Source organism: Zobellia uliginosa (genome assembly GCF_900156625.1).
Lineage (GTDB): Bacteria > Bacteroidota > Bacteroidia > Flavobacteriales > Flavobacteriaceae > Zobellia > Zobellia uliginosa.
In genome coordinates this window covers 40225-58038 of sequence record NZ_FTOB01000001.1, presented here as the reverse complement: position 1 = coordinate 58038, position 17814 = coordinate 40225, and the positions used below count along the sequence as shown (strand labels likewise).

Annotated in this window: 12 protein-coding genes; all 12 read left to right on the top strand. The window is 38.5% G+C overall.

Translation table 11 applies throughout. The annotated features are described in order from the left end of the window. The first annotated feature begins 61 nt into the window (after positions 1-61). The 12 genes from BW980_RS00205 (at position 62) to BW980_RS00150 (ending at position 17799) form a co-directional block, all read left to right on the top strand. Positions 62-802, top strand: coding sequence for a polysaccharide biosynthesis/export family protein (locus BW980_RS00205; RefSeq protein WP_076452972.1), 741 nt, complete (start codon positions 62-64; stop codon positions 800-802). A 101-nt stretch (positions 803-903) separates the two neighbouring features. After that, positions 904-3423 (top strand): GumC family protein, encoded by a 2520-nt coding sequence (locus BW980_RS00200; protein WP_076452971.1) that lies wholly within the window; start codon positions 904-906, stop codon positions 3421-3423. A 325-nt stretch (positions 3424-3748) separates the two neighbouring features. After that, positions 3749-4861, top strand: coding sequence for an O-antigen ligase family protein (locus BW980_RS00195; RefSeq protein ID WP_175609826.1), 1113 nt, complete (start codon positions 3749-3751; stop codon positions 4859-4861). Positions 4862-4875: 14 nt separating this feature from the next. Continuing rightward, entirely contained in the window at positions 4876-6240 is a 1365-nt protein-coding gene (locus BW980_RS00190; RefSeq protein WP_076452969.1) for a lipopolysaccharide biosynthesis protein, read from the top strand. 57 nt (positions 6241-6297) lie between these two features. Next, positions 6298-7506, top strand: a complete 1209-nt coding sequence (locus tag BW980_RS00185; protein ID WP_076452968.1) for a glycosyltransferase — start codon at positions 6298-6300, stop codon at positions 7504-7506. Between the two features lie 116 nt (positions 7507-7622). After that, positions 7623-8759, top strand: coding sequence for a glycosyltransferase (locus BW980_RS00180; RefSeq protein WP_076452967.1), 1137 nt, complete (start codon positions 7623-7625; stop codon positions 8757-8759). A 28-nt stretch (positions 8760-8787) separates the two neighbouring features. After that, positions 8788-9900, top strand: a complete 1113-nt coding sequence (locus tag BW980_RS00175) for a glycosyltransferase family 4 protein (RefSeq protein WP_076452966.1) — start codon at positions 8788-8790, stop codon at positions 9898-9900. A gap of 27 nt (positions 9901-9927) precedes the next feature. Then, positions 9928-10974, top strand: coding sequence for a heparin lyase I family protein (locus BW980_RS00170; RefSeq protein WP_076452965.1), 1047 nt, complete (start codon positions 9928-9930; stop codon positions 10972-10974). Positions 10975-11367: 393 nt separating this feature from the next. Then, a complete protein-coding gene (locus tag BW980_RS00165; protein WP_175609825.1) occupies positions 11368-12294 on the top strand; it encodes a heparin lyase I family protein in 927 nt (308 codons plus the stop codon). Between the two features lie 225 nt (positions 12295-12519). Beyond that, complete coding sequence (locus BW980_RS00160) at positions 12520-13941, top strand: MBOAT family O-acyltransferase (RefSeq protein WP_076452963.1); 1422 nt, start codon at positions 12520-12522, stop codon at positions 13939-13941. Continuing rightward, positions 13938-14759, top strand: coding sequence for a hypothetical protein (locus BW980_RS00155; protein ID WP_076452962.1), 822 nt, complete (start codon positions 13938-13940; stop codon positions 14757-14759). Before BW980_RS00160 ends, BW980_RS00155 begins: the two co-directional genes overlap by 4 nt. Before the next feature lie 181 nt (positions 14760-14940). After that, positions 14941-17799, top strand: coding sequence for a PKD domain-containing protein (locus BW980_RS00150; RefSeq protein ID WP_175609824.1), 2859 nt, complete (start codon positions 14941-14943; stop codon positions 17797-17799). The last annotated feature ends 15 nt before the right edge of the window (positions 17800-17814 follow it).

The window sequence follows — 17814 nt, the reverse complement described above, 5'->3', positions numbered from 1 at the left end:
TAGAAAATCAGCGTTCACTTTTTTTAAATGTAGGCCTTTCACATTATCGGTACAGCGTACCATGGTAGTATTACTTACTTTATCGTTGACTTCTTGTTATACCTCAAAAGGGGTTAATTATTTGCAAAGTCCTGATGAGGAATTGACCATTCGTTTGCGTCCCACCGAATACGGGGTACAGCCAAATGATGTGTTAAGTGTAAAGGTGCAAAGTAGAGATCCCGATCAAGTCATGTATTTCAATAATTCAATGGTGGAGAACAAGAATTTACAGGCGAACCCTGCGTCTTTGTTCTTGAACGGCTATACGGTAGATAAAGAGGGTACTATAACCTTGGCCGTGGTGGGCAAGGTAAAAGTGCAAGATCTGACCGTGGAGGAAATCAGGGATATGGTACAGAGTGAAATTGATAAGTACTTGTTGAATGCGGTGGTCTCCGTAAAGCTTACCAGTTTCAAGATTTCTGTTTTAGGAGATGTCAAAAACCCGGGCACTACTTACATTTATAATACACAGGCAACAATTTTTGAAGCCCTGAGTGCTGCAGGAGACCTTAATATTTCCGGAAAAAGAAAGAATGTAAAATTAATTCGCCAACAAGGGGATAAGTCAATTGTTGTAAATCTAGACCTGACTAGCCCAAGTATTATAAGGTCGCCCTACTATTTCATGCATCCGAACGACGTGTTGTATGTAGAGACTTCAAAAGAAAATCTTTTCCAAAGGAATCTGGGCGTCTTCAGTCTGGTCTTATCTGCTATATCGACAACTATTTTGGTGTTGAGTTTCAATTCGAACTAACTGCAATGTTGCTTTAATTATAGGGTATAGGGTGGGAATTACATCCCAAACCGGGTGTGGACAAAGTTGTACGGTATTGAGAGAAAAATAATGATAATATAATGAAAGAGAAAAAGAATAATCAAGTTAACCCTCAGCAAGAGATTAACCTAAAATTATTTTTTAGGAAGATATATAAGAACAAAATGTTCTTTATGGCCAGTATTGGTTTCTTCCTGCTTTTGGCATTGGTTTATATAGCTGCAGCAACGCCTATATATGAAGTGTCTACCTCGGTACTGATCGATTCTAAAGGCCGAAACCGTGTTTTAGGTGACAGTAAGTATGTTGATGGTGGTGTAAGCCTCATCGAGATGGAGAAGAACCTATATAATGAAATAGGTATTTTAAAGTCGTTCAGTCTTATCAGGCAGACCATAGAAGACCTTGATTTTGACGTGTCTTACCACACCGAAAGTCTGTTTTCTTCACAAGAGAAGTATGGCTATTTTCCGTTTGAAGTCACTTTAAACAGGTCTAAGCCCCAACTTTATGGAATTCCTTTTGAAGTGGAGTTGCTTGGGGGCGATAATTATAGGTTGACTATTGAGGCCGATGATGAATTTGCGGTTTCCAATCCACAGAACGGTTCGGTTCGTGAGGTTGAAAGAAGCTTTGACTTTTCGCAAGAGTATAAATTCGGGGACATGGTCGAACACGAGTATTTTACATTTACCCTTAATCGTCCCGAGTATAGTGTCAATATAGAGGACTTTGATGGGGATGACTTTACTTTTGTCATTAGCAATATTGAAAATGTAGCCAAGGGCTATATGGGTAAGCTTGAAGCTGACAATATTGATATACAGGCCAGTATATTTAAAATTGTGTCTTCGGGGCCTATCGTTAACAAAGAAGTTGATTTTCTTAAGAAGCTGACTGAAAACTATGTACAAAACGAACTTTCTTCGAGAAATGAAATCGCTGCCGGAAAAGAGGCCTTTATTAGAAACCAATTAAGGATCATATCGGATTCCTTAACTCGGTTTGAAGTAGAATTGGAAGCGTTTAAAATTGATAAAAAGGCGGTTGATCTTGGGGCTACGGCTTCTAATGCGCTTGATCAGACGAACAATCTACAAGTTGAGGCGGCCAAGATAAAAATGAACATTAACTATTATAATTCTATCATGCGTAGTGTAAGAAATAATAGGAATAATGATGATTTTATCATGCCATCGGGTATAGGCATAGAAGACCCACTTATCAACCAAAACATTCTTGAGCTAAAAGAACTTTATGCCGAACGTTCAAGAAAGAAGTTTTATGTGACCAGTAACAATGAGGAAATGGCCATTTTAAATGGGCGGATACAAGAGGCGACCGAATTATTATTGAACAACTTAAGAAGTGCCGTAAGGTCATCACAGGCGGCATTGGGAGGGATTACCTCACAGCTCTCGAGCATTGATGAGGAAATCAGTTCTTTGCCAACCCGGGAAATACAACTCCTCAATATTCAACGACAGAACACCCTTTATGAAAACTTGTATAAATACTTAAGTCAAGAGTTGGCAAAAACAGGTATAGCAAGGGCGGAAAGCACTTCGGATACACGGGTATTGGATGAAGCTAGAATGGTCGGGAACGGCCCCGTGGCACCACAAAAGTCACTTTTGCTGGCCTTGGCCATGGTTCTTGGTATGCTCATACCTCTTGGATGGATGATATTCTTTTCTCCTGACGATACCATAGAGAACGTTCATCAGGTAATGGCCAATAGCGATATGCCTATTATTGCCAGCATTGTTCACTATGACAATAGTTCGACCGATAAATCCCACGGCATTCCTTTTTTGGGTGTGGCGGTTGAAAAATGGATCAGAAAATTTAAAGGAACGAGCAAGCTGTTCGATTTTGTAAATGAAAATCTGAAACCTACCGATGCCGACTCCGAGGTGGCATTATGGAAACTAAAAGAATCGTTTAGAGACTTAAGTACCAACCTTAAGCTTGTTAACTCGGAAGATAAAGGTGTCATTGGCATTACGTCGATTTTGCCTGAAGAGGGTAAGACCTACAGTGCCATCAACTTGGGTATAACCTTTGCGGAAGCAGGAAAAAAGACTATTATAATCGATGCCGATCTGCGAAATCCTAGTTTGGTCGACCATGTAGGTAAGGTGAAAGGGAGGGGACTTTCAAATTATCTTAAAGGAGAGGTGAAGTCAGTTCAAGATGTAATTTATACCCACGATAAACTCGATAACCTCAAATTTATACCAACATCGATTGTAGAAGGTAATGTTCATGAGTTGTTGTCGTGCGATAAAATGAAGACCATTGTAGCGCAACTCAGGGAAGAATACGATTATGTGATTTTAGATACTCCGGCAGTAGGTTTGGTGTCCGACTTTTTGTTGCTTTTAGATGTTATGGATATCAATCTTTTTGTGGTACGTAGGAATATCTCTAAAGTGGAATTTTTAGAGGATCTTGAGAATTTGATTCCTCGGGATAAAAAGAAAAAGAGCTATATCATTTTTAACGATGCCCTTAAAGAAGACCATAAATATGGTTACGAGGCAAAATATGGTTTGAACAAGGAAAAACAATTGATAGATAAGTCTTTTTCGGTGTAGGGTTGAATTCCTTTATAAGCACTTTGCTCACTTTTGAACCGAATATATAGGAATGGGTAATTACGAACAACATTTTAATTGGACCGGTGTTCAGATTCATCACTTTTACATCTACTTTGTAATTGCAGGAATCATAGCTTCTTATTTGACTTATAAAAGCGAGTCGAAATACAAACTGGAAGGCTTGTTGTTGTCGTTTTATTTTTTGACCGGAAACATAAATGACCTGTTAACCATAAAGATTCCCGGCTTCAGTTTTTTTGAGATACAGCCTCTTCGGCTTATATACCTTCTGTTGCTCTTTTTTATTGTGAGAAAGACATGGTTGTCAAAAGAAAAGTTAGCGTCTCCAGCCACCCGAAAAACACCTTTGTTCATTATTCCTCTAGTGTTATACATCATATTGCTGACCATTTCCATTGGCGTCAATATTGAAGATGTAGGTATGGGCGATGCTTTAAAAACGGTTCTCGAGTCATTTGCTTTTGTGATCATCCTTTTTGGATTAAAACTTATGGCCGATCAGCCAACCTATGATTTGATCGGAAAATCGATTGTTATAGGGGCTATTTTTAATAGTATTGTGGCGATTATTCAATTTGCCTATGACCCTTATTTTCTTAGAATCGGAGATGAAAGACTGGCTTTTGGTGATGTTCTAAGGTCAAATGGCCTCTTTACTGCAGAATATTATAATTCGTATTTCTTGATTATTGCGATTGTCTGGGTGCTTACTACCATCAAAAAAAATATATGGAAAACCGGTTTGGTCATATTGTTTTCTATAGGCGTGATAACCTCGTTTATGAGAATGAGTTGGATTATACTAGCCTTGGTATTGGTGACCTATTTAATTTTCATTAATAAAGTGGCGTTGGAAAAACTTTTATTTGCAGGTCTGACCGGTTTGGCAATTGTTTTGTCTCTTTCAATATTTTATTATCAGGATATTATGAATAGTTCCTTGGTGAAAGAACGTTTAGCAGATTCGGTAGGGGGAAGAAAGGGCTACTATACAATGGTTTTAGACAATATCGACAAGAAACCTTGGCTAGGCTTTGGAGGGCTCAAAAACGAAGTTTATTACGTTAATTTGCTGAGAATAACCCAAGACCGTGACCGGGCAACCGCCAAAACTGGTAGTTTGCACAGCGGTTATTTCTCGTCTTTGTTTGAATATGGTATTCCGGCAGCTGTTTGTTTTGCTTTATTTGTGATTTTGTCCGCGTATTATTATTCTCGCTCGTTTCATACAAACCTATATTTTGTGATACCGTTTTTGGCAAGTATCATATTTATGATTGGAAACCTGACCAATACGTTTCTATTCTTATCTTATTTGTCCGTCCTTTATGCCGTACATATCGGTATGGGCATGGGAATACACAAAATAGAAGAGAGTCGAGTATTTACCTCAAAAACCGAGCATCTAAAATAGGTCAAGATTCACGTATGAAGTTATTTGAAAAGGTAAAAGCTCTAGTTGGAAAAGAAGGTAAGAGTAGGTCTGCAAAGGCTAAAAAGAATATATTTTTTACTATTTTAATTAAGGGGCTCGGTATCTTGATCGGCTTTCTTTATTTTCCATTGTCTTTAGATTATTTAGGAGCCGTTAAATTTGGTATTTATCTTACCCTTTTGTCGGTTGTTGATTGGTTCTTGAATTTTGATATTGGAATTGGCCTAGGTCTCAGAAATAAATTCGGTGAAGCCGTTGCTAAAAATGATGATGAAAAAGCTGTTGCATACGTAAGTACGGCATACTTTGCGCTAGCCATGATAATTGTATTTGTGGTGGCCGTTTTGTTAATTATTAATTTTGCATTTCCTTGGACTGATTGGTTAAGCATAGAAAGTTCTCTTGTTCCCGAAGTAAAATGGCTTGGTGCGGTGATTATCGTAGCTTTCGGTATACGGTTCATTGCAGGAAATGTATATGAAATATTTTATGCCCTACAAAAAATGGCATATGTGGAATATTTCACCTTTCTTACGAAGTTTTCATTTTTGGTACTGATTCTTATATTACCTTTTATCCAATCGGATTCTTTGTTTTTGTTTGGATCGGCAAAAGCCCTTACGTTCGCTTTGGTTCCTTTAGGGGTAGGAATCTTTTATTTTAGACGTAAATTCATTAAGTATAGGCCTTCCTTTAAACACGCAAAACGCGAATATTTTAAAGATATATTTTCCTTGGGGACCAAGTTTTTTGTCATTAAAATGGCAATGCTTGTCATACATCAAACCAATAACATATTAATTGCCAGTTTTGTCTCTTTGGAAGGTGTACCTCAGTACGAGGCAGCATTTAAATATCTTTCCGTCTTTACAATGCTCTTTGTTATAATTACAAATCAGTTGTGGCCTTCGAATATAGAGGCATATGCTAAAGGGGATTTTGAATGGATGCGAAAATCGTTGAAGACGGTACTGAAGGTTTGGGTAGGTACATTGGTCATTGCAATAATTATGGTAGTTGTTTCACCGTATGTGTACAAGTTATGGTTGCAAGATCACTTGGAAGTTCCTATTGTTGTTTCAGTGGCAGTTGCGATTTCGGTCAGCCTGACTACATGGGTGAATATATTTAACATTGTTCTAAACGGTACAGGTAAGGTAAAACTACAGATGTATGCCTGGGTTTTTGCGGCATGTATTAATATACCTGCATCTATCTTTTTTGTAAAAGTATTGGATCTGGGCGTAGTAGGTATCATATTGGGAACAATAGCTAGTTTAATCCCAGTGGCCATCGTATCACCTGTTCAGGTTGGTAAAATTTTGTCAAAAAGTGACAAGGGTATATGGGCGAGATAGCAAGAATACCTATTTAAGGTGTGAAGGCTAGTTAGTATTAATTTAATATTTCGTGTTTTGCACAACAAGAAGCTTGGTAGTAAACATATTGTTTTTTTGGGGGAATCTGGTTTTCCCTTGGGATTGGCAACAATTCAAAGGTTGACCCTAATGGCTAGGGCCTTTGTTCATGTTGGGGCTAAGTCTACGGTTATTTGTAGAAAAGGGGTGCATTCTAAAGATGGCAATGCAAACTTTCCTTTACGGGGGGAATTTGAAGGAATAGATTATTGCTATACTTCACAAAGTATTTTTAAACCGAAAGGTTTTCTCAGGAGAAACTTACAGAAGATTGCCGGTATATTGGGTGAGTTTCGCACGTTGAAAGCGCTTAAGTCGTCCCAAGGTATAGATATGATTATTGTCTCTGAGATGAAAGTGGTCCACATTTTGCGTTATTGGATATTTTCTAGGTTGTTGAATGTGCCGATGGCTGTGAACTTGGTGGAAATGGCTTCTTCAATGCAGCATAGAACCTCTATTTTTCGAAGAATCAACGATTTCTTTCTTGATAATTGGGTGATTAAATTGTATCAAGGAGCATTGCCAATCAGTGATAAATTACATGAGTATTATGCCAAAGTTTGTCCTGGAAAGCCAAACATGAAAGTGCCCATTATTTGTGATTTTGACAAGTTTAGTGTAAAAAGGAAGGATAGCGAGCCTTACTTCCTTTATTGTGGTAGTTTCAGGTACAAAGAAGTGCGCGATTTCGTTATTGGCGCTTATGAGCGTATAGCCGATAACGAAGAAACTAAATTGTACATGATTGTAAGCGGAGGTAGCGTAAAAGAAACGGAAGACTTACAGGCAGAAGTCAATAAGCAATATAAAACTGCGCCCATAAAATTATTTTCCAATATACCTTATTCTGAATTGGTGCAGCTGTACGTTAATGCTATAGCCTTATTAATACCCTTAAGGCCAACCGTTCAAGATAGGGCACGTTTCCCACACAAGATAGGGGAGTATTTGGCCTCAGGAAATCCGGTTATTACAACGAATATAGGGGAGGTGAAAAACTATTTTGAACATGGAAAAACAGCGTTGATAGCTAATAGTTACAATATGGATGCCTTTTCAAAGGAGATGAAATTTATAATTGAAAACCCGATAAAATCAAAGGAAATAGGCTTGCGGGGTCAAGAAATGGGGCGTAGAGAATTTGACTATAGGACCCTTGGTGGAAACATGTGGAAATTTGTTGAAAATATATCAGCCACATAACGTCGGACAAGCTGTTTACATGCGTATCTATTTACGTCAAGATTTAAATAAGTTATACGGGTAATTCTATTTGAAAATCGAGTTGCTCGTTTGTATTCTGAAAAGTTAAGGTACATATGAAAAATATTTGCATTACGATCAACTCACTTAACCGGGGAGGAGCAGAAAAGCAATGTTTGTTGTTGGCCAAAGCTTTAAGAGGAAATCATAATGTTACTGTTGTCGTTCTAAGTGATAAGCCAATACATGGGCCGCATATTTCTTTTATCGAAAAGGAAAGTATTGAACACGTTTTTTTGCCAGCTAACATTGTTTTGAAAAGTTTGAGTTTCATTCGTTTTTTAAGGTGTAATGAGATAGATATAATTTTTTCATTTTTACCTACGGATAGTATTTTTTCGGCAATTTTAGGGAAAATTGTAGGGGTTCCGTATGTAATAGGTGGTATCAGAAACAGTTATTTAGCCCGTGCAAAGTTCATAGGTCTAAAATGGGCAAACAATTTTATTCTTGACTATACGATAGCCAATAATTTTGCTGCTTACAGGGCGGCTTTGAAATTCGGTTTTAAGAAAAAGGTTTTTGTTATCTCCAATGGAATAGAATTGAAGCTGGTGCCTAATCGCGAAAAAAAAGAAAGTGTTATTAAGGTTATTAGCTTGGGAAGGCTTGTTGAACAAAAAAGGTACGACGTTGCTTTAAAATGCATAGCTCGTTTAAAAAAGAACCTTGGTGACACTGATAAGAGTATTAGTTATACCATTGTAGGTCAAGGGCCGGGTGAAGAAATAATACGCACAGAGATAAAAAAACAAAATTTGGAACAAGAAGTCGAACTTATTACCGAGCCTAAGGATATTTTCGAGCTATTGCTTTCTGCCGATATTTATTTATGTACTTCCTCCTTTGAAGGCGTGAGTAATGCGATTATGGAGGCAATGAACTGTTCGTTGCCGATAGTAACTACCGATGCGGGAGATAATGAAAGGTTGGTGCTGCATGGCAAGAATGGTTTTGTAGCAGAAGTTGATGATGTTGAGAAACTAAGCAATTATCTCAAGGAATTGGTGCTTTCTCCTTCATTGAGATCTAAAATGGGCAAATCGAGTCTTGAACATTTAACTGCGAATTTTAGTTATAACACCTTTCGCTCGAATTATCTAAAATTGATCGATCATATTGACAATTTGGAAATCAAGGAAGGGTGTATGTTGGTAAGGAATCAAACTGACGCCTGTTCAAAAACGGTCTGATGATAGATCTTTTTAGAGATTAAATAAAATGAAAGACAAGAAAAGAATTGCCTTTTTCGGAATAAAATATTTCCCTTCTCGAGGGGGTACTAGCCGGGTAGCTGAAAATATTATACTAAACTTGGTCGACGATTACCACATTACTATCTATTGTTACAAAAATGAGCAGGCTAAGAAACATATAAAAGGGGTTGAAGTGGTTCAATTTCCGGAAATTAAATTTGGCAATTTTGGTGTTTTCTTATATTATTTTCTGTGTTATTTACATATTCGTTTTTTGGGCAAGTATGATATTGTCCATGCGCATAAAATAGATAGTTTCTTTTTCTTGAATGGTTTGTCGAAAAGTGCTAAGGTTATAGCTACGGCGCATGAAGCTCCTTATAAAAGAGATAAATGGGGTAAACTGGCAAAATTTTTTTTCAAAGTATGCGAACGAAGGTTTTTGAATTTTAAAGGAGTAAAAACGGCTATCTCACGCCCCCTTTGCGATTTTTATAAAGAACAAAACAATGTCGATGTGTTGTTTATTCCCAACGGAATTAATCTTACCGAAGGAAAACAACATTCGGGAGACATTGAGTTTTGGCCTGTTGGCCTGCCTCAAGACACTCCTTATGTGTTATTTGCTGCGAGAAGGATTATGGGAACGAAAGGGTTGCACACTATGCTTGAGGCATATAAGAAAATGGATTATAAAGGGCATATCTTTATCGCAGGAGAATTGGATAATTATCCCGCATATATAGAACGAATAAAAAGACTGGCTACTGGCCTAAAGGTTCATTTTTTGGGTTTTGTGAGCCCTTTGTCTCCCTTGTTAGCTTTGGTAGAACGAAGTGAGTATTTTGTTTTTCCTTCGGAAACGGAAGGTATGTCTATTATGCTTCTTGAGGTGGCCACGACGGGTAAGCCTATTTTAGCCAGCGATATACCTGAAAATACACAGGTCTTTAGTCAAGAGGAAGTCCTTTTTTTTGAGAATAAAAATGTAGGTGACTTGGCGGATAAGATTAAATGGATAGAAAATAACAGGGCTTCTTTTGATAAGCTGGGACTTAATGCTCAAAAAAAAGTAGCTTCTAGTTATACTTGGGATAAGATTGTGCTTGAATATAAGCGCCTGTACCAAAATATGTGATTCTCTTTTTAACTATACCGAAGTAGAATGTCAAAGAATTGGGCTTATGTATTCGTGGTAACTGTGTTTGTATCGTTTTCGCTTCAATATGGGGACACTTCGATACGAAAAAAAGGAGTAAGGCAAACATCGGGGCTTATAGGGGAATTGACCTATTCTGGCAGCGAAGATTATATGGGTATGGTAAAGGAAAGTGATGGAAAGGGACCCATTGGTATCGATTCAACAGAAAAATCGAGATGCGTAACCCAAGGGGGACGTGCTGATGAAAGTGGGTGTAAAATTTGGTGTTGGGCGGATATGTCATGTTCGCTCAGTAGTGTGGGAAGCAAAAAGATATTTCTTGGTGAACATCACTTGAAAATCGATACAGAGTGTAATGCAGATCAGGTCAGTATTTATGAGGGGCGGCTTAGGTTTCATATAAATCCCCAAGAGCCTATTTCTAACGATAATTGTGAAAGGCCTTATAACATGAGGGCTGAAATAAGGACTGCTCCTTGGTTGGTCAACCACCCCATGGGTACGGAAGAATGGTTTGGATGGGATTATTCCTTTGATGAAGATTATATTATTGATAAAAAAAATCCTTGGCTTTTTTTTCAGGTACATGAAGGAACATGGGGGAAGCCTCCTCTTATTGCATTATGGAGTATGAACCAAGGTGGCCCGGGTAGTTCAAAAGGGGGCGAGATTCATGTGGTAAATAATGCCTATGCCTCAAAAAGTTTTTATTATCCTACTGGCTTTATACCGAAAGCTGGAGATACACTTAGGATTGTTGTTCATGTAATATGGGGAGACCATACGGGAGGGCTGTTGCAAGTCTGGATAAATGGAATAATGGTCCTCAACAAAAAACAAAGAACCGTAAGGGCGGGCAACCCTGTAGGGGGGAATGCAAAATGGGGTATTTATAAATGGAACTGGACCCATGCCGATAAAATTGAAGAGTCGAAAGTGCAAGGGGTGACTTCTTTGAGTACCTCTATGGGGGCTCTTCGTATAATTACCAGGAAGCCCCTAGACAAAGATTACCTCAAGCCGTCTTATCATGAGGTAATGCCAGACTGACCTTCACGACTTTCTTTTGGTCGATATTGGTTTAGAGGGGGGATTCCGATTTTTTTTAATATAGAATTAGACTTCTTTGAAATCGTTCCGACCGTTGGTTGTTTCGGTTTTATAGTTACTAAGCTAGTTGCCATGTAATCTACACCTCCTTTAATTTTATATGTAGGAAGAAAGATAATAAACCACACACGACTTCGTTTAAATAGTACCAAATTAAGGGTTGGCCAAGAAGATTAAATGGTTTTCTGGTTGATTTTCACACATAAACTTAACCTTGTTCGATAGCTATTTAGTTGTAGCGGTCGAATATCAATTTAGATAAAGTTTTTCGCACTTTGTCGGCATATTTCTATGGTGGTACGTTTCGGGAAATTGGGGCTGTTGACCCTGTGTATGGTACAGTTTGTATCCTGTTCTAAAGATGCTTCTTTGCTACAAAATAAAGAGCAGGCGACTCCAGATACACAAACCATATCTGTTCCAAAAAACACACCCTGTTTTACCCAAGGTGGGTTTGCAGATGATAAAGGACTAAAATCGTGGTGTTGGCAAGATGTAAACATACCTAGTTATACGGGTAAAAAAGGGGTCGCTCTTAGTAATGGTTATCTTCATGTAGATTCGGAATGTTATGAAAAACAGGTTATAATTGAAAATGACCGGATAAAGTTCTCTGTTAACCCAATATACCCTGCTGTAAATAATTGGTGTTCAAGAGATTATAATATGAGGGCCGAGATTCGCACTGCTCCGTGGGATGTTCGCCATGAACTTGGTACGGAAGAGTGGTTCGGTTGGAGTTACACATTTGGCGATAACTATATCATTGACCAGAATAACCAATGGAAATTTTTTCAAGTACATAACGGTGTTGTAGGACAATCTCCGCAAATAGGGCTTGAGATTGTTAATGCTAACCAATTTAAAGGGCATCAAGCTGGGGAAATTTATGTTACTGTTGCTGACGAATCGGCGAATTACAATCCTACCGGTGTTTTGCCAAAAGCGGGAGAAACTATAAATATAGTGGTTCATGTGGTTTATGGCGACGCGAAAATTGGGCTGCTGCAGGTCTGGATTAACGACAAGCCTGTCTTTAATAAGCAAGTATCTACAATTGTGAATTCGCATCCTTGGGGCGGTAATGCAAAATGGGGTATTTATAAGTGGCCCTGGGCAAACTCGGAAGGGGTCGATAAATCTATACAACAAGGAATCGAACGTTTGGATACTTACATGGGAGCATTGCGAATTGTAACTAGGAAACCGGGTGATTCAGATTATTTGGAGGATGCATATTCTTTGGTAGACCCGAATTAGCGTTGAATTAAAAGTTTTTTGAAATACCTTGAATTGGCTCGAATGTTTTGCAAATATGACAAGTTGATAGGAAAGGTTTTATTATTAAAATATAGGTGTCTACATAAAAAAGCTTAGAAATTAGCCTTAGTTTTGACACTTGAAATATGTTCTCCCATTTGTAGTTTTAAAACAGAATATAATTTGTTTTGAAATGGAGTTTGGCGAAGTCCTAACAATTAAGAAGTGTTATTTAATTCGATAGAATTTCTCATTTTTTTACCAATAGTATTTTTACTTTATTGGTTCGTTTTCAGTAATAAACTAAGGTATCAGAACTTGTTGGTTCTTGTCAGTTCATATGTGTTCTATGGCTGGTGGGATTATCGTTTTCTATTTCTCATATTTCTATCTACAGTTATAGATTATTACGTAGGGTTGGAAGTTGAAAAGCAGACAGTTCCTAAAATGAAAAAAATATTCCTTTGGATAAGTGTTTTATTCAATTTAGGGGTTTTGGGAGTGTTTAAATATTATAACTTTTTTGTTGATTCTTGGGTTGACCTCATTCGAGGTTTCGGATATCAACTAGAGAGTAAATGGACGCTGAATATTATTTTGCCTGTAGGTATATCTTTTTATACTTTTCAAACAATGTCTTACACTATTGATGTGTATAGGGGTAACCTAAAGCCCACCAAAGACTTTGTTTCCTTTGCGTCTTTTGTTTCTTTTTTCCCTCAATTGGTTGCTGGTCCAATAGAAAGGGCCACTAATTTGCTTCCTCAAATTCTAAAGAAAAGGGTTTTTGATTATCGTACTGCGGAACAAGGCCTTCGTTTAATACTCTGGGGGATGTTCAAAAAGGTTGTTATTGCCGATTCTCTTGCTCCAATAGTCGATAACATTTTTACGGGGTACTCCTCTTTTGATGGAGGCACACTTTTTCTTGGAGCGGTATACTTTGCTTTTCAAATATATTGTGATTTTAGCGGTTATTCCGATATGGCCATTGGGACGTCTAAGCTTTTCGGATTTGAACTCATGTCAAATTTTAAATTCCCTTATTTCTCTCGTAATATCGGGGAGTTTTGGAGAAGATGGCATATTTCCTTGTCTACTTGGTTTAGAGATTATCTATATATTCCGTTAGGGGGCTCTAGGGCAGGGAAGTGGCAGTCTCTTAGGAATGTTTTTGTGATATTTTTGGTCAGTGGCTTTTGGCATGGAGCAAATTGGACGTTTGTGATATGGGGATTGATTCACGCTATATTATATATACCCTCGTTTGTTCTGAAAACTAATAGGAAGTACCTAAGTGAGGTAGTGGCTGAGAACAGGGTTTTCCCATCTTTGAGAGAAATTTGGCAGATGGGTACAAACTTTTTTTTCGTAGTTATTGCCTGGGTTTTTTTTAGAAGTGAAAACGCTTTACAGGCGTTTGATTATATTGGAAGGATTTTCACGGATTTTTCGTTTCACGTATCCTATAAATATTATTTTGTTTATTACATAGTGCCCTTGATTTTGTTAGAATGGATTTTTCGAAGAGATGAACGTTTAGCACATGTGAGCAAATCATTTTGGTTCGTTTTGACTATTGTTTTATTAGTTTTTATAACGGCTAAGTTCGGAGGGGAAAAATCATTTATATATTTTCAGTTTTGAAAAATTTTTTTAAACATATTTTCATTTTTTTTCTCATACCAATGGGGCTGGTAATCGTTTTTTTTAATACGAAATATGCTTTGTATTTAAATGAATCGAAAGAGGTATATGATCTTGTTGAAGAAACCGAAAAAAATAATGTCGATAGTTTTACAATCCTTTTGGGTGATTCTGTTTGTCGCCAGTTTTTTGGCAATCTGAAAGATGATGATGTTTATTGTTTATGTGAAAATCAGAGTTATGAGATACCTGGGAACTATCTGCTTCTGCTGAATTTGCTAAAACGTAAGTCTAAATTCCAAAATTTGGTATTGGTTATCAATCCTCGTACTTTAATTTCGTCACTAAATCAACCATATACATATAATTACTTTATTAAGCCTTTTCGTCCACTTCTCAAAAACTTAGATAGAGAAGAAAAAAAATATATTGAACATATTTTTCCTGATCGTGACCTGTTAAAGTATAAGTTTTCCAATTTTGAATTACAAAATGCATTCGATATTTTGAACGATACTTTAGCTGCCCCCTATAATATATCGAAGGTCAACCTTAAGTACTTGGCTAAAATGGATTCGATTTGTAGAAGAAATAATATAGACTTTAAGATAGTTTCTCCTCCGCTTCCTGTTTCAAATAAAGATTATGTTGAAAAAATGGAGGTAAATAGGGGAGGGGAGTTGTTAAGCGAGTATTTTAGTTCTATTACATATTACCCTAATGGGTTTAGTAAGGACGGCTTACATCATAAAGACCCGGAACTGTATTCTAAAAATAGGCCTGAACAATTAAAGGAAGTTCTGAACACTAGTGAATAAAGTTGTTGGTTTTATCTGTTAATCGGTTATTTTGAACCTTTTGTCGACCAAACTATGTGTTTTTATCGTATATAGCGGCGAACTTATGGATTAAAATACAACTACCCCAGAACTACTTATGAACACTATCCCCAAACGAACGTTCGTCTTTGTTTTCTTTTTTTTAGGCGTAACTTTTTTATTGAATCTTGCTTGTAGTAAAGACGTAGACCACTTAAAAGATGCTGTTTTTAGCAAGCCCATAATTCCTATTGATGACGACAGTGTAATAGATAGTGAGGAGTCTGAAATTGAAGAAAACCTGGGAGAAGGTCAGCAAGAGGGTCAATTAACAGAGGAAGAGACTGAGATTCGAACGGTGGTTTTTCACCCTATCAATGATGCTTATCTTCAAAACGGAATTGGTTATAATGAACCATTGATGAGGCTTGAGGAAAATCGGAGAACAAGTTATCTTATGTTTGATTTAAGTCCGATAGATTCTATTAAGGGCAAAATTACTGAAGCAAATTTGGTTTTTGTGGTAAATTCCGATGATGGGAATGGGGAAATAGATGTTTATAAGGGAAGCTCAAATGATTGGAGTGAGACTGATCTTACCAAAGAATCTGCTCCTGAGATAGAACATATTTTAGGTGTGGTCGAGCAAGAATTTAGAGTTAATTCAGAGGTGCGTATCGATTTAAATGAAAGCTATCTGTCTACAGGGTATACAAGCCTTGTGTTAGATCATAAAGATGGGGACGATTTGGCCTTTGCCTCAAAGGAAAGTGCTATAGGAGGGAGTAAGTTGGTCGTGTCTTATGAAGTACCTGTCGGAACTAAAATTTTGGAATTGGAAAACCTAGGCGCCAATGAAGAAAGCGAATTGGACTCAAATGACGAACCAGGGGAAGATACCACTGAAGGGCAGGGTCAGGATCCAGAGGGTAACGATACCGAACAAGAAGGAGAGGAAGAACCTGTTGATGACCCCGTTGGGGAAGAGGCTCCTGTAGAGGGGGAGCCTGTTGAAACTCCCAGTGAGGAAGAGACTCCTGTAGAAGAGGAAGAACCGATTGATGATTCCGTTGAAGAAGAAACTCCCGCAGAAGAAGAACCGGTGGAGGAAAACCCCGAGGTTCCCGAACCTCCTACAAGTCCGGCGAACGAAGCTCCTGTCGCCGTTGTCCGTGCCACTCCCAAGGAAGGGACCTTGCCGTTGAAGGTCAGTTTTAATGGGGGTGATTCATCGGATGATAAAGCCGTGGTTTCGTACCAGTGGGACTTTAAGGACGGGGAAACGGCTAGCTCTAAAAACCCCGAGCACACTTTTACAGAGGCCGGCACTTATGACATTGTATTGCAAGTAAGGGACGAAGAAGGATTATCCTCTTCGGGTAAACTTACCATTAAGGTTTCAGCACCTAAAAATGAAGCGCCTACCGCAAAAATTAGTGCTAATACAAAGTCGGGAGAAGCTCCTCTAGAGGTTCGCTTTACAGGAAGTGGGTCAAGTGATGACCAAGGAATCAAAACGTACGCTTGGAACTTTAAGGATGGAAAAACGGCAAGTACCGCAAATCCAGTCCATACTTTTGCCAAGGCCGGAACTTTTGTAGTCGAACTTACGGTAGGCGACGAAGAAAGGCTTATCGACAAAAAGACTGTTACGATAACAGTAGAAGAGCCTAAAAACGATCCCCCGGTATCAAAACCCTCTGCCAGTTCCCAATCGGGTGAAGCTCCGGTAGAAATTCGTTTTACGGGTAGCAATTCAACGGATGATAATGAAATTATCGGTTATAAGTGGGACTTTGGTGATGGGGCGATTTCCACTGAAGCGAATCCTAAGCATACCTTTGATACTCCGGGAACATATTCAGTTAAATTGGAGGTGGTCGATAAAGGCGGACTAAAAGACGTGGAGCATATAAGTATTACAGTAACTGCCCCGCAAAATGAGGCTCCGACTGCGGTAGCTTCGGCAAGTGTCCTCTCAGGTCAAGCCCCACTAAAAGTTGATTTTACGGGAGGAGATTCGAGCGATGACAAGGGGATCGTGGGTTATTCTTGGGATTTCAGTGACGGTACGTCATCAAGCACCAACCCTTCCCATACTTTTAATAATCCGGGAACGTATATGGTAAACCTTACGGTACGCGATGAAGAGGGGCTTGTCAATACCGATAATCTTACAATTACGGTAGCACAGGTGCCGATTGGTAATATAGATTGTAGTGTGAGAGGTGGTTTTGCCAACGATTCGGGTGAAAAAATTTGGTGCTGGGCAAATATTGATATCCCAAGCTATTCAGGAAGTAAGGGGGCGGCCTTTAGCAATGGGGAATTGCATATTGACTCTGAGTGCTACGAACGACAAGTAACCAAAAGCGGCAATAGGATAAAATTTAAGGTCGACCCGACGGTACCCGATACGGAAGATTGGTGTTCAAGAGATTTTAATTTGCGGGCCGAAATTCGAACGGGGCCTTGGGACGTGCGCCACGAAAGTGGTACTGAAGAATGGTTTGGTTGGAGCTATACTTTCGGAGACAATTATATCATAGATGAGAACTCGCAATGGAAATTCTTTCAAGTTCATAACGGTATTGTTGGAAAAGCTCCTCAGATTGGATTGGAAATTATTCATGGAGGGCAATTTATAGGTCATGAAGCAGGTGAAATCTATGTTACCAACGCGGCAGGTGGAGAAAAGTTCAATCCAACGGGAATTGTCCCAAGAGCCGGGCAAACTATAGATGTGGTCGTTCATGCCATTTGGGGAAATTCGTCCAATGGCCTCTTACAAGTTTGGATAGATGGCAAGAAAGTGTATGATAGGCAGGTGTCGACCATGTTATCGGGTTATCCATGGGGTGGAAATGCTAAATGGGGAATTTACAAATGGCCCTGGGCCAATAGTGGAAATGTAGAAGCTTCGAAGAACCAAGGTATAGGCTATTTGGAAACCTACATGAGCGACTTGAGGATAATAACAAGAAAACCTGGGGATCTAAATTACGGTGCTGATTCTTATTCTCGGGTAGCGCCAAATTAGGGTCGTAAGCTGCCC